Raw genomic sequence first — 22,952 nt, forward strand, 5'->3', positions numbered from 1 at the left:
CGGCGCTTCCGGCCGCATTGACAGGAGAGGATAGCGATGCAGAAAGACCATCTCGCGCTGCACCCGGCGTCGGCGGGCGTGGCCGAAGCCGACACGCCTGCCGTCACGAAGCGCGGCGCGATCGCAGCGGCCGTGATCGGCAACTGGCTGGAATTCTTCGATTTCACCGTGTACGGCTTCTTCGCGGTGCTGATCGGCAAGCTGTTCTTCCCGTCGAGCGACCCGACCACGTCGCTGCTGCTGTCGGTCGCGACGTTCGCCGCCGGCTTCTTCACGCGGCCGCTCGGCAGCGTCGTGCTCGGCGTGTACGCGGACCGCAAGGGGCGCAAGGCCGCGCTGAACCTGACGATCATGCTGATGGCGCTCGGCACCGGCCTGATCGCGATCGCGCCGACCTATGCGCAGGTCGGCGTGGCCGCGCCGTTGCTCGTCGTGTTCGCGCGGTTGCTGCAGGGCTTCTCGCAGGGCGGCGAATTCGGCGCGGCGACGTCGACGCTGCTCGAACAGGGCGGCACGTCGCGCCGCGGATTCCGCGCGAGCTGGCAGCTCGCGACGCAGGGCGGCGCCGCGCTGATGGGCTCGGGCTTCGCGGCGCTGCTGTCGAACACGATGACGAAGGACGCGCTCGAAGGCTGGGGCTGGCGGCTGCCGTTCCTCGTCGGCGTGCTGATCGCGCCGGTCGGAATGGTTCTGCGTCGCCGGCTCGCGGACGACTCGCCCGGCGACCGCCATCACGGGATCGAGCGCGGCGTGCTGCACGAGCTGTTCTCGAAGCACACGCGCACGGTGGTGCTGCTGATGCTCACGGTGATGGGCGGCACGGTGTCGACCTACATCCTGACGTTCTACATGCCGACCTACGCGATCCATACGCTCGGCCTGCCGATGAAGCTGTCGATGTTCGTCGGCGTCGCGTCGGGCTGCGTGATGCTGGTCACGTGCCCGCTGTTCGGCTGGCTGTCGGACAAACTCGGCAGCCGCCGCCTGCCGATCTTCGTCGGCCGCGGCGTGCTGGTCGCGCTGCTGTTCCCGGCGTTCTGGCTGATGAACCATCATCCGACGCTGTCGGTGATCCTGCCGCTGACCGCGCTGATGCTGCTGTTCTATTCGCTCGGCTCGGCATCGGAAATGGCGTTGATGTGCGAGTCGCTGCCGCGCCACGTGCGCGCGACGGGCATCTCGATCGCGTATGCGCTCGCGGTGACGATCTTCGGCGGCACCGCGCAGTTGATCGCGACCTGGCTCGTGAAGACGACCGGCAGCAAACTCGCGCCGGCCGGCTACGTGGCCGCATGCGTGGTGCTGTCGCTGATCGCGGTCGCGATGCTGCGCGAGACGGCGCGGGAATCGCTGGACTGACGCGCGAGGCGGGCGGCAGCCTGACGTGACCGGGCAGACTGGTCGGCATGACCGGCAAGGATCTGTATCGCCAGATCTACGACATCACGTTCGTCGATAAGTCGGGCGCGACGTTCCAGGGCATCACGAGTAGCGAAGCGTCGTCCAGCGAATGCTCGATGAGCGGTGTGGACGTTTATGTGGTCACTCAAAAGATCGACGGTGGGCAGTAACACTATCGGCCCTAATCTTACTGTGTCAATAAATTCATGCCATTATAGGAACTTCTTCATCCATGACGTGAGGAATGATGGACTGGGAAAGATCATTCGATGCGTATCTGGAACATTTGTGTGAAGCGCTTGGGCATAACGATCGTGAATCAGGATTGAAGGGCATTGCCAAGGGCTGATGCTGCCAATTCGGCGCAAGAGCGTCGAGCCGCTGGCGGCACATCTGGAACCGGAGCATGTGAGCGCGCGGCACCAGTCACTGCATCATTTCGTGGCGAAGTCGGAATGGTCCGATACGGCGCTGCTCGAGCAGGTGCGGCGCTGGGTGCTGCCGCACATGGACCCGGCTGGCGGGTTGTACTGGATCATTGACGACACGGGATTTCCCAAGAAGGTTAAGCATTCGGTCGGCGTGGCACGGCAATACTGCGGTCAACTGGGCAAGCAGGACAACTGCCAGGTCGCGGTGAGCCTGTCGGTGGCGACGGAAGGCGCGAGCCTACCCGTGTCGTATCGACTGTATCTGCCGCGTGAATGGAGCGACGATCCCGTGCGACGACAGAAAGCCGGCGTGCCCGAGGAAATCGAGTTTGCAACCAAACCAGGGATTGCGACCGGGCAGTTGCACGAAGCACGGCAAAGCGGTGCGCCCGACGGTATCGTGTTGGCCGATGCGGGCTATGGAGACGACACCTCGTTTCGCGAGGCCGTCAGCGAGCTCGGGCTGCAATATACGGTGGGCATTCGCTCGAACACGCGCGTATGGGCGCCGGGCACGGCTCCTCTCCCTCCCGAGCCCTCCACGGGGAAGTCGGGTCGGCCACGCAGCTTGTTACGGCGCGCACCGGGACATGAGCCGACCGGAGTCAAGGATCTGGCCTCTACGCTCGATGCCTCGTGCTATCGTAACGTTATATGGCGCGAAGGCACGTGCGCCGCGCTCAGTTCGCGCTTTGCTGCCGTGCGCGTGCGTGCTTCACACCGAGATTACTGGCGCTCCACACTGCGCGATGAGGAATGGCTGTTGATCGAATGGCCCGAAGATGATGCGGAGCCACTCAAGTACTGGCTTTCGACTTTGCCCCAGACACGACGCTCGAACGACTGGTTCATGTCGCCAAGATGCGCTGGCGTATCGAGCGGGACTATCAGGATCTCAAGCGGGAGTTTGGCCTGGGACACTTCGAAGGACGTGGCTGGCGTGGCTTCCATCACCATGCATCGTTGTGTATTGCTGCCTATGGATTTCTTGTTGCTCAACGCCTCATTCAAGGCGACAGTAAAAAAAACTCCGCGATCGGCGACCCGTTTGCCTTACCCTCGGATTACGTGCCACGCGGGTCCCCAGCGCGCACAGCGCCACGTGGCTGATTCCATCACCACGCTGCGCTGGCGTATCGCTGCATACATCGCGCGCCGGCTTGAGCGATGTCCGTTTTGTTCAGCATCCAATGCTGATTTATTGACACAGTAAGATTAGATGCCGGTCGGCTGGCGACAGTCGATCGAGCGCGAGGTGCGGGGCAATGCGGCCAGCGATCTCAATAGCGTCAGGTTGTAGGTTGCCATTGGTAGCGGCAGCAGTTGTTCCACTTTCTCGAGTCCGCGAACCATGCTTGTCCGAGCGGGCCTATCGTTTTGCCGCTACTAACCCGCTATCAGGAGTGAAATCAGGGGTCAATTATACGGGCCCACATTGTCAAGAACGATTCCAAGGCACGTCATCTTTGCGATATATCGATGGCCATCGGATCGATACGGAACCTTCCATTGGTGGAGATCAGTGACGTATTCGAAATTCTCGTCAAAAATTACTTGAGATAAGCCATTCTGTTTGGCGTATTTTTCAACGAATTCCGTTATTTCGTGGCGAGTCATTTTGGGGCACGTACCATCGCCGCCGTCCCAATTCCTTACGTAAGCTAAAATTGCAAATAAAACTAATGCGCAGGCTAGTAATGCGCCGCCGGCGGCTATCGTGTATTTGAGTATTTTTTTAATCAAAATTCTCTCCGCAATCAAAAAATCCAGTTTGTCGATGTGAGGAAAGCTTTTGAGCTTTCCTCATGCCGGTTCACGGATCAGCAAAATTGACTCATGGTCTGCGCCCGAAACCACCAGGCCTTGCCGTATGGATCGCCGCTGGCGTTCCGTCTGGATTCGTTGCTTTGATGCTGGCTCTGGTTCCATTGACGTTGAGTGGCTGCGATCCAGTAAAATAGATCATGAAATCTTTGTGATCAGTAAATTCTCCAATCTTACGGACGAAAGTAGTCAAGGCCTCTTGTATCGACGGACGAGACCGCGATGCATCAAAGTCGAATTTGTCTGGGTTGAGTGTGTATTCGCCTCTGAAATAGAAACTATCATCACTTCCTAAAAATAGCTCACCCTGGATGTGGCCGCTCACTCGTCCGAGTGCCGATCCGACAATTAATTCTTGGTTGCTCAATAAATTCGTGCTGAACTGGGCGTCGATCCGATAGGTTCCTGGGCCCATGGCATCGTTGACAATAATGTCTCTTATTGGGGAGATCTGCTGAACACCGATTCCGAGTTTCAAAGATTTTAGGTCGACCGATTTCGGGTCTCCGTTTCCTCTGATCCAGTTATAGTAAGCTGAAAGGGTGAAGAATGGAGTGGCGTAGAATTTGAAGCTCTCAATGGGTGGAGCTGGGAGGTGACTGAAATAATAGTCGCTGAACAACCCGAATGCTGTTGTGAGACCACTAAACGTCGTATCGGAGAGGCCATACTGGGTCGCGCCAGTGATGCCTTGCCAGCCCATGTCTGCAATCCACGAAGTGAAAAGGGCATAGGTTGAAATTTGCGCTTGCACAACTTGCTTGCTTGCAAGTTCCATCCCATACCCAAATTCAGAAAGCACGTCCCGGGAACGTCCGGCGGCGGCAGCTTCGAGAATCTTTTTCCCATTGACTAATCTGAATTTGCCAATTTGAAATATGCCACCGCGAATATTATCTCCATTTATTGCCCAATGATAACCTCCAGCGGGGCCATTGGGTGTTGCTATGGGGAGTGCAAGTTCGGTGGGTGCCGTAACGCTGATTGGTGGCAAAAGATCGTCGGCTGGACCGTGTCCTTGCGCGAGTGATCGAACAGGATTGCTTACTAAAAAAGCAGTGGAGGCGCCAAGAAAGTTTCGTCTTTTCATCTAATGGTCCCAGTAGCGTTTGGTTTTCTGTGAAAAAGTTACATCGATTTTAGAGTTGACGAAGTCAAAACGCTTTGCCCTCGGAGTTGCAGCAGGCATGACACGCGTGACTGAGATTGTTGCCACTCGGCCATTCTTTCAATGTGACTTCATCAACATTACTAGTATCTAACCAATTCGTATGATGTTGCAACCAGAGTGAGATAGGCGTCCAATCGAACTCGTACGATGTCGTCAACAAAACTCCCATGACGTCGGCGGCAGTGCCCCGAGCAGCCGGTCCCGGTCGACGAGCTTGCGCGCGATCAGATGCCGCACGTTACCCTCGGCTTGCCATACGCCATGGATCGCAAGCAGCGCGCGCGGCGCAGTGACCCCGTGTGCTTACCGCCCGCGCACCACCCTCAGATACGACGCGAGCATCGTCGCAAGTTCCTGCGCGGCCGGCGTCAGCGGCACGGCCGCGCGTTGCAGCAGGCAGACGTCCTGCGCGTCGGCCCGTTCGCATACGGGTACTTTCGCAAGCGCGCCGGCGAACGGCCCGTGCCGCGTGATCGCCTCGGTTTCGAGCGCGAGGGAATCGGTCTGCGTGACGATCTGCAGCGTCTCGAACATCCCTTCGACGGTCGCGAGAATCCTCGGCGGCGGCTGGCCGTGCGCGTCGAAGTACGCGAGCAGCCGATTGACGACCGGATCGGCGCTCAGGTTCGGCGAGCGCGTCGACACCCATCCATAGTCGGCCAGCTCGGCGAGCGATTGCGCGTGCATCGCCGGGTGCCCGTTGCGGCACACGACCACCGGCGCCGACGTGCGCAGCGGCGTGACCGCGAGATCGGTCGTGTCGGTCTGCTTCGCGACCAGCGCGATCGCGAAATCGACCGCGCTTTCGCGCAGCCAGCCGATCATCATCCGCGACGTGCCGGTGCGCAGGTGCACGTCCACCTTGTCGAAGCGCGCGCGGAACGCGGTCAGCACGGGCGCGAACGCGTCGATCAGCGGCTCGGTCACGAGGCCGAGCGTGACGGTGCCTTCGTAGGCGCCGCTCAACTGACGGATTTCCCGCTCGACCTGCTCGCATTCGCCGAGGATCGAACCGGAGCGCGCGAGCAGCCGCCGGCCGACCGCCGTCGGCACGATTCCGCGATTGGTCCGCGTGAACAGCGTCGCGCCGAGCGTCGCCTCGAGGCCCTGCAGTTGCTGCGTGACGCCGCTTTGCGCGAGGTCGAGCGCGCGGGCGGCCGCGCGCAGGCTGCCGTGCTCGACGACGGCCTGGAAGATGCGGAGCTGGGACAGCGTGAACGCCATGGGAAGCAGCGAAGCCGGTGATCGGAAATACCGATCATGATAAGTCAGCCGATGGTTCCGGCGTGGGCCCCGCGCTTCTACGATCGCAGGCAGTCCGGCTCATGCCGTTTGCCTCGCTTCCTGCCCATCGTCGACCATGAAACGTTTCCTCGTCCCGCTCGTTTCCCTGTGCCTTGGCCTGGCCGCCACGTCCGCGTACGCGCTCGACGCGCACGTGGTGCGGCTCGGCATCGACCCGACCTATCCGCCGATGGATGCGAAAGCGCCCGACGGCAGCCTGAAGGGCTTCGACGTCGATCTCGGCAACGAAATCTGCCGCCGCGCGCAGTTGCGCTGCCAGTGGGTCGAGCTCGAATTCTCCGGGATGATTCCCGCGCTGCAGGCGCGCAAGATCGACGCGATCCTGTCGTCGATGGCGATCACCGCGAAGCGCGAGAAGCAGATCCTGTTCTCGTCGAAGCTGTTCCGTTTCAAGTCGCGGCTCGTCGCGCGGCCCGGCAGCGGGCTCGACGGCACGGCGGCGTCGCTGGCCGGCAAGCGCGTCGGCGTGCAGTCGGGCACGCAGTTCGAATCGTGGGCGCTCGCGCACTGGGCGCCGGCCGGCGTCGGCGTGGTGCCGTACAAGAGCCAGGACGACGTGTTCGCCGATCTCGTCAACGGCCGCCTCGACGCGGCGCTGCTCGGTACCGTGGAAGCCGACTACGGGTTCCTGCGCCAGCCGCGCGGCAAGGGTTTCGCGTTCGTCGGCGCGCCGCTCGACATGGGCGATCGCGGTGTCGGCATCGGCATGCGGCAGTCGGATACCGCGCTGAAGGCGTCGATCGACGGCGCGATCGCGTCGATGCTGAAGGACGGTACGTACGAGCGGATCGCGAAGCAGTATTTCGATTTCAACCCGTACGGCGACTGAACGCCGGGCGACCTCGACGTTTCACCCGCTTCTTCGTTTTCATTTCGTTCGAGACCATCGATGCAGATTCGCACTACGCCGCTCCTGTCGCCGTCGATCGGCACGCAGCGCACGCTGACGAGCTTTCATTTCGGGCCGGCCGACAGCGGCCGCAAGATCTATCTGCAGGCCGCGCTGCACGCGGACGAGACGCCCGCGATGCTCGCGGCGTTCGTGCTCAAGCAGCGCCTCGCGCAGCTCGACGCCGAAGGCCGGCTCGCGGCCGAAATCGTGCTCGTGCCGGTATCGAACCCGATCGGCCTCAATCATCATCTGCTCGGGCAGTTCATCGGCCGTTTCGACCTCGCGAGCGGCCGCAACTTCAATCGCGGCTTCCTGCCGCTCGCGGAGATCGCCGCGAGCGCGCGTGACCGGCTCGGCGACGACGGCGCGCACAATCGCGCGATCGTGCGCGAATGCGTCGGGGCGGCGCTCGCGGAAATCGCGCCGCGCACCGAATTCGATGCGCTGCAGCTTGCGCTGCTGAAGCTGTCGCACGACGCCGACGTCGTGATCGACCTGCATTGCTCGCTTGAAGCGGTGATGCACGTGTACACGAGCGATAGCGCGTGGCCGGACGTCGAGCCGCTCGCGCGTTATCTCGGTGCACAGGTGTCGCTGCTCGCCGAGGACTCGGGCGGGCACGCGTTCGACGATGCGCATCACCTGCTGTGGTCGCGGTTGAGCGCGCTTTTGCCGGCCGGTACGCCGATGGCGGCCGGCACGGTGGCCGTGACGGTCGAGTGCCGCGGCCAGCGCGACGTGACGTACGAATATGCGCAACGCGACGCCGACGCGCTCGTCGACTATCTGGTGTGGCGCGGCGCGGTGCGCGGCGAACCCGCGCCGCTGCCGCCGCTGGCCGCGCCGGCCACGCCGCTCGCGGGCAGCGAGCAGTTCTACGCGCCGGTGAGCGGGATCCTCGTGCACCGTGCGGCGATCGGCGCGACGATCCGTGCGGGCGATCCGCTGTTCGACATCGTCGATCCGCTGACGGATGCGGTCACGACGATCTCGAGCGCGACCGACGGCGTGTTCTACATGCGCCGCGCGATCCGCTTCGTGACGGCCGGCGCGCCGCTCGGCCGCGTGACGGGCACGGTGCCGGTGCGCAAGGGGATGCTGCTGGGCGCGTGAGCGGCGGGACGGGCGCGTGTCCGAGTGGTGCCCCGCAATTTCGTTCTCGTCAAATTGACCGGGCGTGGCCGCATCCCTAAATTGGTTGATGCGGAGCGCGCTCCGTGTTCCGTGAGAAGGACGTTGCAAGCAGAGTCAGAGAGTTGAGCGGGCGGCCCATGCCGCCCGTCTTTTTATCCGCGCGATCCGCGAATGACCGTCGTGCCGGTCCCGCGAGCGAAGTAACCGCTCACCCGCGCCGCGCGACCAGTTCCGACACCGTCTGCGCGGCCTGCTGCAGCGGCCCGAGAAACTCCTTCACCATCTGCTTCGCGGTATGCCGCTGCGCGTTGCCGCTGATGTTCATCGCGGCGATGATCTGCCCGCGCCGGTTGCGGATCGGCGCGGACAGCGACATCAGCCCCACTTCGAGTTCCTGGTCGACCACGGCCCAGCCCTGCTGGCGCGCCTGAGCGATCGCCGCCTTCAGCTCGCCGAGGTCGGTGATCGTGCGCGGCGTGTGCGCGCGGATGCCGCTCTGCGCGAGCGTTTCGTCGAGCGCCGCGTCGTCGAGCGCGGACAGCAGCACGCGGCCCATCGACGTGCAGTACGCGGGCAGCCGGCTGCCGATCGACAGGTTGATCGTCATGATCTTGCGGGTCGGCACGCGCAGCACGTAGACGATCTCGGTGCGATCGAGCACCGCGGCCGAGCAGCTTTCGTGGATCTGCGCGGACAACTGCTCCATTACCGGATCGGCGAGATTCCAGAACGGCATCGACGTGAGATACGCGAAGCCGAGCTCGAGGATCTTCGGCGTGAGCCGGAACAGCCGGCCGTCGGCCTCGACGTAGCCGAGCGTCTGCAGCGTGAGCAGGATCCGGCGTGCGCCCGCGCGCGTGAGGCCGGTGGCCGATGCGACCTCGGTGAGCGTCTGCTCCGGGCGCGTCGCGTCGAACGCGCGGATCACCGCGAGGCCGCGCGCGAACGACTGCACATAGGAGTCGCCGGGTTTCTGGATGTCTTCGGTTGTCATGAACGGTTGGTTTGTCGTGCAGCCGAGAAGATAGCGCATGGGGCCTGACACGCCAACCGCCCGGCAGACCGCGCGCTTGACAGGTCGTCCCCGCACTCCCTATGATGCGTTGAACGTTCGATACACGATCTTATGTTCGTATATAGAACATTTAAGCGCATCCCGGCGGGCAATGCAAGGGGCGCGCCCTGTTCATTTCCCAGCCTTCCGTGGGACCGGAGACACTGATGACCGAAGCTTTTCTGTGTGATGCGATCCGTACGCCGATCGGGCGTTACGGCGGTGCACTGTCCGGCGTGCGCGCCGACGATCTGGGCGCGGTGCCGCTCAAGGCGCTCGTCGAGCGCAACCGCGACGTCGACTGGACGGCGATCGACGACGTGATCTACGGCTGCGCGAACCAGGCCGGCGAGGACAATCGCAACGTCGCGCGCATGTCGGCGCTGCTCGCGGGCTTGCCGGAAGGCGTGCCGGGTTCGACGATCAATCGCCTGTGCGGGTCGGGGATGGATGCGGTCGGCGTGGCCGCGCGCGCGATCAAGTCGGGCGAAGCCGCGCTGATGGTCGCGGGCGGCGTCGAGAGCATGACGCGCGCGCCGTTCGTGATGGGCAAGGCCGCGAGCGCGTTCGCGCGCCAGGCCGACATCTACGACACGACGATCGGCTGGCGCTTCGTCAATCCGCTGATGAAACAGCTGCATGGCGTCGATTCGATGCCGGAGACCGCCGAGAACGTCGCGGTCGACTACAACGTCAGCCGCGCGGATCAGGACCTGTTCGCGCTGCGCAGCCAGCAGAAGGCCGCACGCGCGCAGCAGGACGGCACGCTCGCCGAAGAAATCGTGTCGGTCACGATTGCGCAGAAGAAGGGCGATCCGCTGGTCGTGTCGCGCGACGAGCATCCGCGCGAAACGTCGCTCGAGACGCTCGCGAAGCTGAAGGGCGTCGTGCGCCCGGACGGCTCGGTCACGGCCGGCAACGCGTCGGGCGTGAACGACGGCGCCGCCGCGCTGCTGCTCGCGAACGAGGCAACCGCGAAGCGCTTCGGCCTGACGCCGCGCGCCCGCGTGCTGGGGATCGCGACGGCCGGCGTCGCGCCGCGCGTGATGGGTATCGGCCCCGCGCCGGCCACGCAGAAGCTGCTCGCCCGACTCGGGATGACGATCGACCAGTTCGACGTGATCGAGCTGAACGAGGCATTTGCGTCGCAAGGTCTTGCGGTGCTGCGCATGCTCGGCGTCGCCGACGACGATCCGCGCGTGAACCCGAACGGCGGCGCGATCGCGCTCGGCCACCCGCTCGGCGCATCGGGTGCGCGCCTCGTGACGACCGCGATGTACCAGTTGCATCGTACGAACGGCCGCTTTGCGCTGTGCACGATGTGCATCGGCGTCGGCCAGGGCATCGCGATCGCGATCGAACGCGTGTGAGCGGCGTGATGCGGTGAAGCGGCCGGATACGCGCCGCTTTGCTGCTGCGCTGTTTCCCCTACGAAGGGCGGCACGAGACATCTCGCGCCGCCCTTCGTCGTTAACCACCGGCCCGCGACAGTTGCTTGAAGCGCGCGCCGCCATCCGCGCGCCAGCCGTCAGGCCGTCGGCCCTTCCAGATGAATGTCGTCGGGCTCGAGCGCATAAAGCTCGGGATCGGGCGACGCGCTGACCGTGAAGCCGAGCCGCAGGTAGAAGTCGATCGTGCGCTGCGACGGCGTGGCCGATACGTACAGCCGCTCGGCGCCCATTGCACGCGCCTGCGCGCGGGCCGTGCGGTAGAGCTGTTCGCCGAGCCCGCAGCCGCGCCAGTCGTGGCTCACGTGCAGGAACTTCAGCTGCAGCATGTCGCGTTGCGGGCCGAGCCGCCGGCTGTCGACGACCGCCGCCGCGACGAGCCGCGCGCCGTCGAACCTGCCGAGAAACCAGCCGCCGCGGTCGTGGCAGTCGAGCAGGATCGGCGTGTAGTGATCGGCTTCGCCGTCGGGCCAGCCGGCCACGTCGTAGAACTCGGGCACGAGATGCAGCGTGCCGTCGCGCAGCACGTACAGGTGTTCGATGATTTCGCGCCGGTCGATGGTCCATACGAGCGGTACGTCGTCGCGCGCAAGCGGGCGGGCCGACAGCGCGTCGCGTTCGGCGGCGGTGCGGCGCGTCATGCGGCCCTCCGGTGCGCGGCGATCGTACCCGTCGGCGGCAGGCGCGGCATGCGGTCGGGCGGCGCCATCCGATAGCCGTCCGGTTCGCGTTGTCCCGGAAACCGCGTGGCGTCGCCATTCCGGAAAAACGCGGCCTGATCGCGTTGATGGCGCTCATGCGCGGCCGTCGCGGTATTCCAGGACAGCCGATTCAGCTCATGCAATGCCTTTTTCATCGAATTCGAATTCCAGTGGAATGGAGCAGGATAGGCCAATCGTTTCGCTGCACGCAACAGCGGCCGGCATTGCCAATGTCGTTCGGCGCTTCGTGACCGACAGATAAACGTGCGCGGGGATTATCGGCGGATTATTTGATCTGAATCATGGTAATGGCCGGATTGCCCGTTTTATTCGCATCGAAATTAAGGTTTGCCGGTGAATTGCCGACAGTAAGGACGAGAGTGTCGTAAAGCGAACAACCGTTTTTCGGCTACTGAGCGCGATTTCAGCGCGGCGCGGACGACAGATCCGCCTTTCGGAGCCTTGCATGCGCAACAACCAGCCCGTTACCCAACAGGAATTCGATTTTCCCGACGACGTCACGCTGATGTCGACGACCGATGCCGACAGCATCATCACCTACGCCAACACGACGTTCGCGCAAGTGAGCGGCTTCTCGACCGAGGAGCTCGTCGGCCAGCCGCACAACGTGGTCCGTCACCCGGACATGCCGAAGGAGGCGTTCGCCGACATGTGGGCGACGCTGCGGCGCGGCGAGCCGTGGACCGCGCTCGTGAAGAACCGCCGCAAGAACGGCGACCACTACTGGGTGCGCGCGAACGCGATTCCGGTGATGCGCAACGGCGCGCCGCAGGGCTATATGTCGGTGCGCACGAAGGCGCCGCACGACGAGAGTACTGCCGCGGACGCGCTGTATCGCGCGTTTCGCGACGGCAAGGCCGGCCGGCGCCGGTTCCACAAGGGGCTCGTGATCCGCACCGGGCTGCTGCGAGTCGCGTCGCTGCCGCAGACGATGTCGGTGCGTGCGCGCGTTCATGCGGCACTGTGCGTGCTGGCGCCGGCCGTCGTCGGCGCGGGATGGGCCTGCGGGCTCACCGGCGGCGGGCTCGCGGCGTTTGCCGGCGTGACGGCCGGCGTGGCGGTCGCGGCAGGCTGGTGGCTCGACGCGCAGATCGTGCAACCGCTGAAGCGGCTGCACGAGCAGGCGCTGAACGTCGCGACCGGCGAGAGCCGGCGCGGCGTACGGATGAACCGCGTCGACGAGATCGGCATGACGCTGCGCACGATCAACCAGCTCGGGCTGATGTTCCGCTGGCTCGTCGACGACGTCAGCGAGCAGGTGCACAACGTGCAGCGCGCGAGCAACGAGATCGCGCAAGGCAACAGCGACCTGAGCGCGCGCACCGAACAGGCCGCGTCGAGCGTGCAGCAGACGGCCGCGTCGATGGCCGAGATGACGGCGACCGTATCGAGCAACGCGGAGACGGCGCTGCAGGCGAATCAGCTGTCCGTTTCCGCGAGCGGCGCGGCCGAGCGCGGCGGGCAGGCGGTGAGCGAGGTCGTCGCGACGATGAGCGAGATCACCGACAGCTCGCGCAGGATCGCGGACATCATCGGCGTGATCGACGGCATCGCGTTCCAGACCAACATCCTCGCGCTGAACGCGGCGGTCGAGGCCGCGCGGGCCGGCGAACAGGGGCGCGGTTTCGCGGTGGTGGCCGGCGAAGTGCGCGCGCTCGCGCAGCGCAGCGCGAACGCGGCGAAGGAAATCAAGACGCTGATCGGCGCGAGCGTCGAGCGCGTCGAGTCGGGTGCGCGGATCGTCGACGGCGCGGGCAAGACGATGGAGGACATCGTCACGCAGGTGAAGCGCGTGTCGGACCTGATCGCGGAGATCAGCTCGTCGACGGCCGAGCAGAGCACCGGCGTCGCGCAGGTCGACCAGGCAGTCGTCCACCTGGACAACATCACGCAGCAGAACGCGGCGCTCGTCGAGCAGAGCACGGCGGCGTCGGAAAGCCTGAAGCAGCAGGCGACGCGGCTCGTCGATGCGGTGAACGTGTTCAGGTGAGGGTTGCAAGCGTGCGCGACGTGCGGATTCGATCAATGAATCCGGCATGTCGCGCACGATACATGTTCGGATTGGCGAATTCGATCGAATGACGCCAAACGCGAAATATTCGTATTTACGACTTTATCGTTACGCGCTAAATCGGGCCGAACGCATCACGTCGAACGATCGGGCGAATGGCCGTCAGGCCGTTGTCCGGCCACGCATTCTGGTTTATCCATAAACAAATCATTCGGCAAAAACACGATCATGCATCTTTAATGCATATTTACCCGAGTACGGCATCATGTTTTGGCGGAATTTGCCGAAAGCGCAGGAGTCGACTCACACGCGGGCGAATCGATCGCCATGCGTGGAGTCTCGAATCAATCGACGAACGGACGCAAGATCCGTCACCCGGAGCTCCACACCATGCGCAACAACCAGCCTGTCACGCAACGCGAATTCGAATTTGCCGATGATGCGACGCTGATGTCGACGACCGACGTCGACAGCCACATCACGTACGCGAACGCGGCGTTCATCCAGGTCAGCGGTTTTTCTCCCGAGGAGATCGAGGGCCAGCCGCACAACGTGGTACGGCATCCGGACATGCCGAAGGAAGCGTTCGCCGACATGTGGGCGACGCTCAAGGGCGGCGAGCCGTGGACCGCGCTCGTGAAGAACCGCCGCAAGAACGGCGATCACTACTGGGTGCGCGCGAACGCGATTCCGGTGATGCGCAACGGGCAGCCGAAGGGCTACATGTCGGTGCGCACGAAGGCGACACGCGACGAGATCGCGGCCGCCGAGGCGCTGTATCGCGATTTCCGCGAAGGCAAGGCCGGCAGCCGCCGGTTCCACAAGGGATTGATCGTGCGCACGGGCGCGATGCGCGTCGCGTCGCTGTTCCAGACGATGTCGGTGCGGGCCCGGCTAGTGTCGACGCTGTGCGTCCTCGCGCCGGCTGTCGTCGGCGCCGGCTGGGCGGCCGGGTTGACCGGCGGCGCGTTCGCGGCGTTTGCCGGTGCGGCGGTCGGCGTGACGGCGGCGGCCGGGCTGTGGCTCGATGCGCAGATCGTGCGGCCGCTGGGGCAACTGCGCGACGAGGCGTTGCGCGTGGCGACCGGCGAGAGCCGCAGCGGCGTGCGGATGAACCGGGTCGACGAGATCGGCATGACGCTGCGCACGATCAACCAGCTCGGGTTGATGTTCCGCTGGCTCGTCGACGACGTCAGCGAACAGGTGTTGAACGTGCAGCGCGCGAGCAACGAGATCGCGCAAGGCAACAGCGACCTGAGCGCGCGCACCGAACAGGCCGCGTCGAGCGTGCAGCAGACGGCCGCGTCGATGGCCGAGATGACGGCGACCGTATCGAGCAACGCGGAGACGGCGCTGCAGGCGAATCAGCTGTCCGTTTCCGCGAGCGGCGCGGCCGAGCGCGGCGGGCAGGCGGTGAGCGAGGTCGTCGCGACGATGAGCGAGATCACCGACAGCTCGCGCAGGATCGCGGACATCATCGGCGTGATCGACGGCATCGCGTTCCAGACCAACATTCTCGCGTTGAACGCGGCCGTCGAGGCGGCGCGCGCGGGCGATCAGGGGCGAGGCTTCGCGGTGGTGGCCGGCGAAGTGCGCGCGCTCGCGCAGCGCAGCGCGAACGCGGCGAAGGAGATCAAGACGCTGATCGGCGCGAGCGTCGAGCGGGTCGAGTCGGGCGCGCGGATCGTCGATGGCGCGGGCAAGACGATGGAGGACATCGTCACGCAGGTGAAGCGCGTGTCGGACCTCATTGCGGAGATCAGCTCGTCGACGGCCGAGCAGAGCACGGGCGTCGCGCAGGTCGACCAGGCAGTCGTGCATCTGGACAACATCACGCAGCAGAACGCGGCGCTCGTCGAGCAGAGCACGGCGGCGTCGGAAAGCCTGAAGCAGCAGGCGACGCGGTTGGTCGAGGCGGTGAACGTGTTCCGCTGATCGCGGGAGGGGAAGGTGACGCGGGCACGGCGGAGAGGGATACCGGCCCGCGTCGGGCCGCCCGGTTCCGGCCGGGCGGCCAGGGCCTGTCGCCGAGGCGGCAGGCCCCGAACCGTCAGACGGCGAGGCAGAGGTACTTGATCACGACGTAGTCGTCGATGCCGTAGTGCGAGCCTTCGCGGCCGAGGCCCGACTGCTTGACGCCGCCGAACGGCGCGACTTCGTTCGAAATCAGGCCCGTGTTCACGCCGACCATCCCGTATTCGAGCGCTTCGGCCACCTTCCACACGCGGCCGATGTCGCGGCTGTAGAAGTACGCGGCCAAGCCGAACTCGGTGTCGTTCGCGAGGCGGATCACCTCGTCGTCGCTGCCGAACTTGAACAGCGGCGCGAGCGGCCCGAACGTCTCTTCCTTCGCGACCTTCATCGCCGGCGTGACGCCCGTCAGCACGGTCGGCTCGAAGAAGCCGTGGCCGAGCGCATGGCGCTTGCCGCCCGTCACGACGGTCGCACCCTTCGCGAGCGCGTCCTCGATGTGCGCCTCGACCTTCAGCACGGCCGCTTCGTTGATCAGCGGGCCCTGCGTGACGCCCGGCTCCGTGCCGCGGCCGACCTTCAGCTGGCCGACGGCCGTCGCGAGCTTCTGCGCGAACGGGTCGTACACGGCTTCGTGCACGTAGAAGCGGTTCGTGCACACGCACGTCTGGCCGCTGTTGCGGTACTTCGACGCGATCGCGCCCTGCACGGCCGCATCGAGATCGGCGTCGTCGAACACGATGAACGGCGCGTTGCCGCCGAGCTCCAGCGACACCTTCTTGACCGTCGCCGCGCATTGCGACATCAGCAGGCGGCCGACCGGCGTCGAGCCGGTGAACGACAGCTTGCGCACGATCGGGTTCGACGTCAGTTCGCCGCCGATCGCCTTCGGGTCGCCCGTGACGACGCTGAACACGCCGGCCGGCACGCCCGCGCGCTCGGCCAGCACGGCCATCGCGAGCGCCGAGAACGGCGTCGCTTCGGCCGGCTTCACGACGATCGGGCAGCCTGCGGCGAGCGCCGGGCCGACCTTGCGCGTGATCATCGCCGCCGGGAAATTCCACGGTGTGATCGCCGCGCACACGCCGATCGCTTCCTTCGTCACGACGATGCGCTTGTCGCTCGCCGGCGTCGGGATCGTGTCGCCGTACACGCGCTTGCCTTCTTCCGCGAACCACTCGAGGAACGACGCCGCGTAGCCGATCTCGCCCTTCGCTTCGGCGAGCGACTTGCCTTGCTCGGTCGTCAGGATCAGCGCGAGGTCGTCGGCGTTCTCCATCATCAGGTCGTGCCACTTGCGCAGGATCGTCGCGCGCTCCTTCGCGGTCTTCTTGCGCCACGCGGGCCAGGCGGCGTTCGCGGCCTCGATCGCGTGACGCGTCTCGGCCGTGCCCATCGCCGGCACGGTGCCGAGCAGGCCGCCGGTCGCCGGGTTGCGGACCTCGAACGACTCGCCGTTCGTTGCGCCTTGCCATTCGCCGTTGATGTACGCCTGCTGGCGGAACAGCGACGGATCTTTCAGTGCCAGGGTTTCCTGAACGGTGCTCATATGAATCGCCTGCTATGAAAAGGACGGATGAAAACGGCCGCCGCCGTCTTCACGACGGCGGCGGCGCATTCAGTGGAAGCGGACGGGCACTCAGGCCGGCACGCCGACCGTTTCCTTCAGCACTTCCTCGAGGATCACGAGCGCTTCGTCGAACACGGCTTGCGGGATCGTCAGCGGGAACAGGAAGCGCACGACGTTCGAGTACACGCCGCACACGAGCAGCAGCAGCCCGCGCTCGAGCGCACGCGTCTGCACGCGCTTCGTGAATTCGGCATCCGGCTCGCCCGAACCCGGCTTCAGGAATTCGACCGCGATCATCGCGCCCGGGCCGCGCACGTCGGCGATCTGCGGCACGTCGGCCTGCAGCGCGTTCAGCTTCGCCTTCAGCACGTCGCCGAGCTGCGTCGCGCGCTCGCACAGCTTCTCTTCGTCGATGATCTCGAGCACCGCGTGCGCCGATGCGACGGCCAGCGGGTTGCCCGCGTAGGTGCCGCCGAGGCCGCCGGGAGCCGCTGCGTCCATCACGTCCGCACGGCCGACGACGCCCGACAGCGGCATGCCGCCCGCGAGGCTCTTCGCCATCGTGATCAGGTCGGCCAGCACGTCGTAGTGCTGCATCGCGAACAGCTTGCCGGTACGCGCGAAGCCCGTCTGCACTTCGTCGGCGATCAGCAGGATGCCGTGTTCGTTACAGATCTTGCGCAGCGCGCGCACGAATTCGGCCGGCGCCGGGTTGAAGCCGCCTTCGCCCTGGACCGGTTCGAAGATGATCGCGGCGACGCGCTTCGGATCGATGTCGGCCTTGAACAGCATCTCGATCGCCTTGATCGAGTCGGCCGTCGTCACGCCGTGCACGGCGTTCGGGTACGGCGCGTGGAACACGTCGCCCGGGAACGGGCCGAAGTTCAGCTTGTACGGCGCGACCTTGCCGGTCAGCGCCATGCCCATCATCGTGCGGCCGTGGAAACCGCCCGAGAACGCGATCACGCCCGGACGGCCGGTGGCCGCACGCGCGATCTTGATCGCGTTCTCGACGGCTTCGGCGCCGGTCGTGAAGAACGCGGTCTTCTTCGGGAAGTCGCCCGGCGCGCGCTCGTTGATCTTCTCGGCCAGCTCGACGTACGACGCGTACGGGACGATCTGGTAGGCGGTGTGCGTGAAGTGGTTCAGCTGATCGGCGATCGCCTTGACGATCTTCGGGTGGCGGTGGCCCGTGTTCAGCACCGCGATGCCGGCGGCGAAATCGATGAAGCGGCGGCCTTCGACGTCCCACAGCTCCGCGTTCTCGGCGCGGGCTGCGTAGAAATCGCACATCACGCCGACGCCGCGCGGGGTGGCGGCGTTCTTGCGGGCCTGCAGGTCGGCATTCTTCACGGTCATCTCCTTGATGTTCTGTCCGGTGGGTAGGAAATCGGGCGCCTGGGCAGCCCATGGAGGCGACTATAATCACATTTGGCTCTGGCAATCAGAGCCATTTCAATAAATATTCAGGAGCCAATCATGCGCGCAAGCGTGTTGTCGGACTGGCTGGCGCAGCGCCTCGTGCGCGGCGGCGAACAGCCGATCTACCGGCAGCTGCATCGCCTGCTGCAACAGGCGATCCTGTCGCGCGAACTGCCGGCCGGCACGCGCGTGCCGTCGTCGCGACTGCTGGCCGCCGAGCTCGGGATCGCGCGCAACACGGTCACGCAGGTTTACGAACAGCTTGCGCTTGAAGGCTATGTGAACTCGGCGACGGGCCGCGGCACCTTCGTCGCCGACAGCGCGCCGGACGAGATCGTCGGCGCGCCGTCCGACGCGGCGGCCGGCCCGGCCGTCGCGACGCCGTCCGCGCGGCGGCTGTCCGCGCGCGGCACGCGGCTCGTCGAAGGCGCCGGCGTGTCGAAGCGCCAGGGCGGCGCGTTCATGCCGGGCGTGCCCGATGTGTCGCGCTTTCCGGCGCGCGTGTGGACGCGGCTGCACAACAAGTACTGGCGCCGCCTGCGCCCGGACCTGCTGACCTACGCGCCCGGCGGCGGGCTCGCGCTGCTGCGCGAGGCGCTGGCCGACTACCTGCGCACGTCGCGCTCGGTGCGCTGCACGCCCGAGCAGATCGTGATCACGACCGGCATCCACCAGTCGATCGACCTCGCGGTGCGCTTGCTGACCGACCCGGGCGACGCGATCTGGACCGAAGATCCGTGCTACTGGGGCGTGCGCAGCGTGCTGAACGTGTCGGGGCTGACCACGCGGCCGATTCCGGTCGACGACGAAGGCATCGCGCCGTCGGCGGCCGATCTGGCCGAGCCGCCGAAGCTGATGCTCGTCACGCCGTCGCACCAGTATCCGCTCGGGATGGTGATGAGCCTCGCGCGGCGGCGGATGCTGCTCGAATACGCGCGCCAGCACGGCTGCTGGATCATCGAGGACGACTACGACAGCGAATTCCGCTATGGGAGCCGGCCGCTCGCGTCGCTGCAGGGCCTCGACACGGCCGGGCAGGTGATCTACGTCGGCAGTTTCGGCAAGACGCTGTTCCCGGGGCTGCGGGTCGGTTATCTGGTCGCGCCGGAGCCGCTCGCGGAGAGTTTCGCGACCGCGAGCGCCGAGCTGTATCGCGAAGGGCAGTTGCTGCAGCAGGCGGTGCTCGCCGAATTCATCGCGGAAGGGCATTTCGTGTCGCATATCCGCAAGATGCGCACGCTGTACGGGCAACGCCGCGAGGTGCTGCTCGACGCGGTCGCGCGCCGCTACGGCGATACGCTGCACGCGCTCGGCAGCGACGCGGGGCTGCATCTGGTCACGCAATTGCCCGATGGCGTCGACGATCGCGCGGTCGCGCAGGCGGCGCTCGAGCGCAACATCGTCGTGCGGCCGCTGTCCGGGTATTACGCGGATCGCTCGCGCGCTGCATCGGGATTGCTGCTCGGCTATGCGTGCGTGCCGGAAGACGAGATCGCGACCGCGTTCGCGACGCTTGCCGAGGCGATCGACGAGCGGGCGTTCGGCGGGGCCGTTGCGCTGGCTTGACGGGTGAGCACAAGCGATATCGACGCGTTGCGATTCCGTCAAAGGCCGGTCGAAGCGCGATTCTCTCCGCAACGTGGAGTGCGTATCGGGCGCGCTCGCGCCGAATTGTCGATAATAGAACGTTGTTATTCACCGGATGCCGACGATGACCGAAGCCACCCAAGCCCAGCCTGCCGTTCCGCGCCTCACGAGCCTGTCGCACGGGGGCGGCTGCGGCTGCAAGATCGCGCCGGGCGTGCTGTCCGAGCTGCTCAAGCGCGCGACGCCGCCCGCGCTGTTCCCCGATCTGCTGGTCGGCACCGAGACGTCCGACGACGCGGCCGTCTACCGGCTCAACGACGAGCAGGCGATCGTCGCCACCACCGATTTCTTCATGCCGATCGTCGACGATCCGTTCGACTTCGGCCGTATCGCGGCCACCAATGCGCTGTCCGACGTCTATGCGATGGGCGGCAAGCCAATTCTCGCGCTCGCGCTGGTCGGCATGCCGATCAACGTACTGCCGCACGAGACGATCGCGGCCGTGCTGCGCGGCGGCGAATCGGTGTGCGCGGAGGCCGGCATTCCGGTCGCCGGCGGCCATTCGATCGATTCGGTCGAGCCGATCTACGGGCTCGCGGCGATCGGCGTCGTGCATCCGTCGCGCGTGAAGCGCAACGCGGCCGCGCGCGCGGGCGACGTGCTCGTGCTCGGCAAGCCGCTCGGCGTCGGCGTGCTGTCGGCCGCGCTGAAGAAGAACCAGCTCGATGCCGACGGCTACGCGCAAATGGTCGCGACTACAACGAAGCTCAACCGGCCGGGCGCCGAACTCGCCGCGTTGCCGGGCGTGCATGCGCTGACCGACGTCACCGGCTTCGGGCTGCTCGGCCATACGCTCGAACTGGCGCGCGGCGCGCAGCTCACCGCGCGCGTGCACTACGCGTCGCTGCCGTGGCTCGCGGGCGTCGAGACGTTCGTTGCCGACGGCGTGTTCACCGGCGCGTCGGGCCGCAACTGGGCCGCGTACGGCACGGACGTGCGGCTCGCCGACGGGCTGCCGCCCGTCGCGCAGGCACTGCTGACCGATCCGCAGACGTCCGGCGGGCTGCTGGTCGCGTGCGCACCCCAGGCCGTCGATGACGTGCTCGCGTGCTTCCGCGCCGACGGTTTCGAGCGCGCGGCCGTGATCGGCGAGATGGTGGACGGGCCGTCGCGCGTCGACGTCGCTTGACGCGGTTTTTCTCACGGTGGCGTGCCGTCGGTCGATAGAATCGATGCCTTCCGTTGAAGGTATCGACGACCGATGAACGACTTCCTGTTCGGGCTGATGATCGCGCTGTCGGTCGAGCCCGTCGCACTGATGATCGCGAACTACGGCATGCGCGCCGGCACTGGCTGCTCGGCGCAGCGTGCGTGTTTGCGGGCAGCCTCGCGGGGCAGCTCGTGTTCGCGTTCGGCGGCAGCGCGATCGGGCGCTTCGTGAAATCGCCGGGGTGGCTCGCGGCGAGCCACGTGGTCGCCGCATTCGTCGTGCTGGGTTACGGCGTCGCGGGGTTGATGCGCGTGTAGTGCGGCGAGAGACGGCCGACGTCGCGCGTGGCGAAGAACCCGATAGCATTCCTGATGTTTGAAAGGCCGCGGCGAACGTACGATTTTCGATCACGCAACATGCGTTCGTTCGCACGAAACAGCACCCGTCGTTTCGTAGTCGGGTTCCGCATCGCGCACGCCCGTTCTATACTCCCTCGCGCAGTCTCCGACAGCCGTTCTCACCCAACACCATCGAAACAAGGAACGCCGATGCTGACTCGCTCCATTCTTTCCGCCGCTGCATTCTCGCTCGCCGCCTGTGCGACCGCGCCATCGATCGCGCAGGACAATCAGGGCAACGACGCAGGCAACGCCGCATTCGCCGAGACCGGCTCGCATGGCCGCCCGGTCAAGGTCATGATCATCACGATGTTCGGCCCGGAAGGCCAGGCGTGGCTCGACCGGCTCGGCCCGTGGCGCGACATCGCCGTGCCCGGCCTGTCGCCCGACTATCCGGCCGTCCACTGCAACAAGCAGGACGTGTGCGTGGTGACGACCGGCATGGGCTATGCGAACGCGTCGGCGACGATCATGGCGCTCACGTTCTCGCAACGCTTCGATCTGCGCCGCACGTATTTCCTGGTCTCGGGCATCGCGGGCGTCGACCCTGCACAGGGCACGGTCGGATCGGCCGCGTGGTCGAAATACCTCGTCGATTTCAGCCTGCAGTGGGAGCTCGATGCGCGCGAGATTCCGGCCGGGTGGAACACCGGCTTCCTCGGCATCAACACGAAGAGCCCGAGCGACAAGCCGCCGCTCGACTATCGCACCGAAGTGTTCCAGCTCAACCCGCAGTTGACCGATGCCGCGTATGCGTTGTCGCGCAACGTCGTGCTCGCCGACAGCGCACAGGCGCAGGCCGCGCGCGCGAAGTTCACGTATGCGCCGGCGAACCGGCCGCCGACGGTGATCCAGTGCGACACGTCATCGGGCAACACGTGGTTCTCGGGCACGCTGATCGGCGAGCGCGCGCGCCAGTGGACCAAGATCCTGACGGACGGCAAGGGCACCTACTGCATGACCGCGCAGGAAGACAACGCGACGTTCGAAGCGCTCAAGCGCGCGGCGAGCGTGAAGCGGGTCGACCTGTCGCGCGTGGCGGTGCTGCGCACGGGGTCCGACTTCGACCGGCCGTATGCGGGGCAGACGAGCGCCGACAACCTGCTGAACTACGCGGATCAAGGCGGCTTCGCGCCCGCGACCGAAAACCTGTATCGCGCCGGCAATCCGCTGGTGCAGGACATCGTCACGCACTGGGGCGAATGGCGTGATGGGGTGCCGCGTCGTTGATCGCCGCAGGGCGGTATCAGCGACGCGTCGACGCGAGCCTTAATGCGATTGCGGCCCGGAACGGAACGGCGTCCACACCGGCGTGGTGTCGTCCCAGTGATCGAGCGGCGAAGGAAGTTGATCGTTCATCATGTGCTCCTGTAACTCACTGATTCAGCAAAGTCGTCGATA

17 protein-coding genes and 2 pseudogenes are annotated in these 22,952 nt (G+C 65.6%); 12 read left to right on the forward strand and 7 right to left on the reverse strand.

Going from position 1 to position 22,952, the window contains the following annotated elements; translation table 11 throughout:
• The first annotated feature begins 36 nt into the window (after positions 1 to 36).
• The 3 genes and pseudogenes from JYG37_RS26415 to JYG37_RS26425 all read left to right on the forward strand — a co-directional run bounded on the left by JYG37_RS26415 (position 37) and on the right by JYG37_RS26425 (position 2,942).
• Positions 37 to 1,359, forward strand: coding sequence for an MFS transporter (locus JYG37_RS26415; protein WP_050012114.1), 1,323 nt, complete (start codon positions 37 to 39; stop codon positions 1,357 to 1,359).
• A 47-nt stretch (positions 1,360 to 1,406) separates the two neighbouring features.
• A complete protein-coding gene (locus JYG37_RS26420) occupies positions 1,407 to 1,571 on the forward strand; it encodes a hypothetical protein (RefSeq protein WP_160300496.1) in 165 nt (54 codons plus the stop codon).
• A 77-nt stretch (positions 1,572 to 1,648) separates the two neighbouring features.
• Positions 1,649 to 2,942: pseudogene (locus JYG37_RS26425) on the forward strand (IS701 family transposase).
• Between the two features lie 724 nt (positions 2,943 to 3,666).
• Here the strand turns inward: JYG37_RS26425 and JYG37_RS26430 are convergent.
• Positions 3,667 to 4,746, reverse strand: a complete 1,080-nt coding sequence (locus JYG37_RS26430; RefSeq protein ID WP_143328921.1) for a lipid II-degrading bacteriocin — start codon at positions 4,744 to 4,746, stop codon at positions 3,667 to 3,669.
• Positions 4,747 to 5,130: 384 nt separating this feature from the next.
• A complete protein-coding gene (locus JYG37_RS26435) occupies positions 5,131 to 6,051 on the reverse strand; it encodes a LysR family transcriptional regulator (RefSeq protein ID WP_124555303.1) in 921 nt (306 codons plus the stop codon).
• A gap of 136 nt (positions 6,052 to 6,187) precedes the next feature.
• On the opposite strand from JYG37_RS26435, the gene JYG37_RS26440 reads away from it, so the two are divergent.
• Positions 6,188 to 6,961, forward strand: a complete 774-nt coding sequence (locus JYG37_RS26440; protein ID WP_089489818.1) for a transporter substrate-binding domain-containing protein — start codon at positions 6,188 to 6,190, stop codon at positions 6,959 to 6,961.
• 60 nt (positions 6,962 to 7,021) lie between these two features.
• A complete protein-coding gene (locus tag JYG37_RS26445; RefSeq protein WP_050012110.1) occupies positions 7,022 to 8,137 on the forward strand; it encodes a succinylglutamate desuccinylase/aspartoacylase family protein in 1,116 nt (371 codons plus the stop codon).
• Positions 8,138 to 8,366: 229 nt separating this feature from the next.
• Here JYG37_RS26445 and JYG37_RS26450 read toward each other — a convergent pair whose 3' ends face one another.
• Complete coding sequence (locus tag JYG37_RS26450) at positions 8,367 to 9,152, reverse strand: IclR family transcriptional regulator (protein ID WP_050012439.1); 786 nt, start codon at positions 9,150 to 9,152, stop codon at positions 8,367 to 8,369.
• 227 nt (positions 9,153 to 9,379) lie between these two features.
• Here JYG37_RS26450 and pcaF point away from each other — a divergent pair, with 227 nt between their 5' ends.
• Positions 9,380 to 10,582 carry a 3-oxoadipyl-CoA thiolase gene (gene pcaF / locus JYG37_RS26455; protein ID WP_124555307.1) on the forward strand — a complete coding sequence of 401 codons (1,203 nt, stop codon included), beginning with the start codon at positions 9,380 to 9,382 and terminating at the stop codon, positions 10,580 to 10,582.
• 158 nt (positions 10,583 to 10,740) lie between these two features.
• Here pcaF and JYG37_RS26460 read toward each other — a convergent pair whose 3' ends face one another.
• Entirely contained in the window at positions 10,741 to 11,301 is a 561-nt protein-coding gene (locus tag JYG37_RS26460) for a GNAT family N-acetyltransferase (protein WP_089489814.1), read from the reverse strand.
• Positions 11,298 to 11,573 carry a hypothetical protein gene (locus JYG37_RS35160; protein WP_502775647.1) on the reverse strand — a complete coding sequence of 92 codons (276 nt, stop codon included), beginning with the start codon at positions 11,571 to 11,573 and terminating at the stop codon, positions 11,298 to 11,300. Before JYG37_RS35160 ends, JYG37_RS26460 begins: the two co-directional genes overlap by 4 nt.
• A 254-nt stretch (positions 11,574 to 11,827) precedes the next feature.
• Here JYG37_RS35160 and JYG37_RS26470 point away from each other — a divergent pair, with 254 nt between their 5' ends.
• Positions 11,828 to 13,372: a methyl-accepting chemotaxis protein gene (locus tag JYG37_RS26470; RefSeq protein WP_060733345.1), complete on the forward strand. Its 1,545-nt coding sequence runs from the start codon at positions 11,828 to 11,830 to the stop codon at positions 13,370 to 13,372.
• 411 nt (positions 13,373 to 13,783) lie between these two features.
• A complete protein-coding gene (locus tag JYG37_RS26475) occupies positions 13,784 to 15,328 on the forward strand; it encodes a methyl-accepting chemotaxis protein (protein ID WP_060733346.1) in 1,545 nt (514 codons plus the stop codon).
• Positions 15,329 to 15,443: 115 nt separating this feature from the next.
• On the opposite strand, the gene gabD is transcribed toward JYG37_RS26475, so the two are convergent.
• Both gabD and JYG37_RS26485 read right to left on the reverse strand, forming a co-directional pair.
• Positions 15,444 to 16,913: an NADP-dependent succinate-semialdehyde dehydrogenase gene (gene gabD / locus JYG37_RS26480; RefSeq protein WP_213346181.1), complete on the reverse strand. Its 1,470-nt coding sequence runs from the start codon at positions 16,911 to 16,913 to the stop codon at positions 15,444 to 15,446.
• 90 nt (positions 16,914 to 17,003) lie between these two features.
• On the reverse strand, positions 17,004 to 18,287 hold the full coding sequence (locus JYG37_RS26485) for a 4-aminobutyrate--2-oxoglutarate transaminase (RefSeq protein WP_124681046.1): 1,284 nt from the start codon (positions 18,285 to 18,287) through the stop codon (positions 17,004 to 17,006).
• Positions 18,288 to 18,413: 126 nt separating this feature from the next.
• Here JYG37_RS26485 and pdxR point away from each other — a divergent pair, with 126 nt between their 5' ends.
• The 4 genes and pseudogenes from pdxR to JYG37_RS26505 all read left to right on the forward strand — a co-directional run bounded on the left by pdxR (position 18,414) and on the right by JYG37_RS26505 (position 22,781).
• Entirely contained in the window at positions 18,414 to 19,922 is a 1,509-nt protein-coding gene (gene pdxR, locus JYG37_RS26490; protein ID WP_050017342.1) for a MocR-like pyridoxine biosynthesis transcription factor PdxR, read from the forward strand.
• Between the two features lie 145 nt (positions 19,923 to 20,067).
• A complete protein-coding gene (gene selD, locus JYG37_RS26495) occupies positions 20,068 to 21,132 on the forward strand; it encodes a selenide, water dikinase SelD (protein ID WP_124595387.1) in 1,065 nt (354 codons plus the stop codon).
• Between the two features lie 149 nt (positions 21,133 to 21,281).
• Positions 21,282 to 21,470 (forward strand): annotated as a pseudogene (locus tag JYG37_RS26500) (LysE family translocator); the annotation flags it as partial.
• Positions 21,471 to 21,701: 231 nt separating this feature from the next.
• Positions 21,702 to 22,781: a purine-nucleoside phosphorylase gene (locus JYG37_RS26505; protein WP_089489811.1), complete on the forward strand. Its 1,080-nt coding sequence runs from the start codon at positions 21,702 to 21,704 to the stop codon at positions 22,779 to 22,781.
• Positions 22,782 to 22,952: the final 171 nt, after the last annotated feature.

The sequence above is a fragment of the Burkholderia sp. LAS2 genome (genome assembly GCF_018417615.1).
GTDB classification, from domain to species: domain Bacteria; phylum Pseudomonadota; class Gammaproteobacteria; order Burkholderiales; family Burkholderiaceae; genus Burkholderia; species Burkholderia sola.

Bases quoted from the DNA above. Each gene is read 5' to 3' on its own strand.
- JYG37_RS26415 (WP_050012114.1), top strand. From the start codon at position 37: ATGCAGAAAGACCATCTCGCGCTGCACCCGGCGTCGGCGGGCGTGGCC.
- JYG37_RS26445 (WP_050012110.1), top strand. From the start codon at position 7,022: ATGCAGATTCGCACTACGCCGCTCCTGTCGCCGTCGATCGGCACGCAG.
- JYG37_RS26475 (WP_060733346.1), top strand. From the start codon at position 13,784: ATGCGCAACAACCAGCCTGTCACGCAACGCGAATTCGAATTTGCCGAT.
- JYG37_RS26435 (WP_124555303.1), bottom strand. From the start codon at position 6,051: ATGGCGTTCACGCTGTCCCAGCTCCGCATCTTCCAGGCCGTCGTCGAG.
- JYG37_RS26420 (WP_160300496.1), top strand. From the start codon at position 1,407: ATGACCGGCAAGGATCTGTATCGCCAGATCTACGACATCACGTTCGTC.
- pdxR (WP_050017342.1), top strand. From the start codon at position 18,414: ATGCGCGCAAGCGTGTTGTCGGACTGGCTGGCGCAGCGCCTCGTGCGC.
- JYG37_RS26440 (WP_089489818.1), top strand. From the start codon at position 6,188: ATGAAACGTTTCCTCGTCCCGCTCGTTTCCCTGTGCCTTGGCCTGGCC.
- JYG37_RS26460 (WP_089489814.1), bottom strand. From the start codon at position 11,301: ATGACGCGCCGCACCGCCGCCGAACGCGACGCGCTGTCGGCCCGCCCG.
- JYG37_RS26430 (WP_143328921.1), bottom strand. From the start codon at position 4,746: ATGAAAAGACGAAACTTTCTTGGCGCCTCCACTGCTTTTTTAGTAAGC.
- pcaF (WP_124555307.1), top strand. From the start codon at position 9,380: ATGACCGAAGCTTTTCTGTGTGATGCGATCCGTACGCCGATCGGGCGT.
- JYG37_RS26470 (WP_060733345.1), top strand. From the start codon at position 11,828: ATGCGCAACAACCAGCCCGTTACCCAACAGGAATTCGATTTTCCCGAC.
- JYG37_RS26450 (WP_050012439.1), bottom strand. From the start codon at position 9,152: ATGACAACCGAAGACATCCAGAAACCCGGCGACTCCTATGTGCAGTCG.
- JYG37_RS26505 (WP_089489811.1), top strand. From the start codon at position 21,702: ATGCTGACTCGCTCCATTCTTTCCGCCGCTGCATTCTCGCTCGCCGCC.
- gabD (WP_213346181.1), bottom strand. From the start codon at position 16,913: ATGAGCACCGTTCAGGAAACCCTGGCACTGAAAGATCCGTCGCTGTTC.
- selD (WP_124595387.1), top strand. From the start codon at position 20,068: ATGACCGAAGCCACCCAAGCCCAGCCTGCCGTTCCGCGCCTCACGAGC.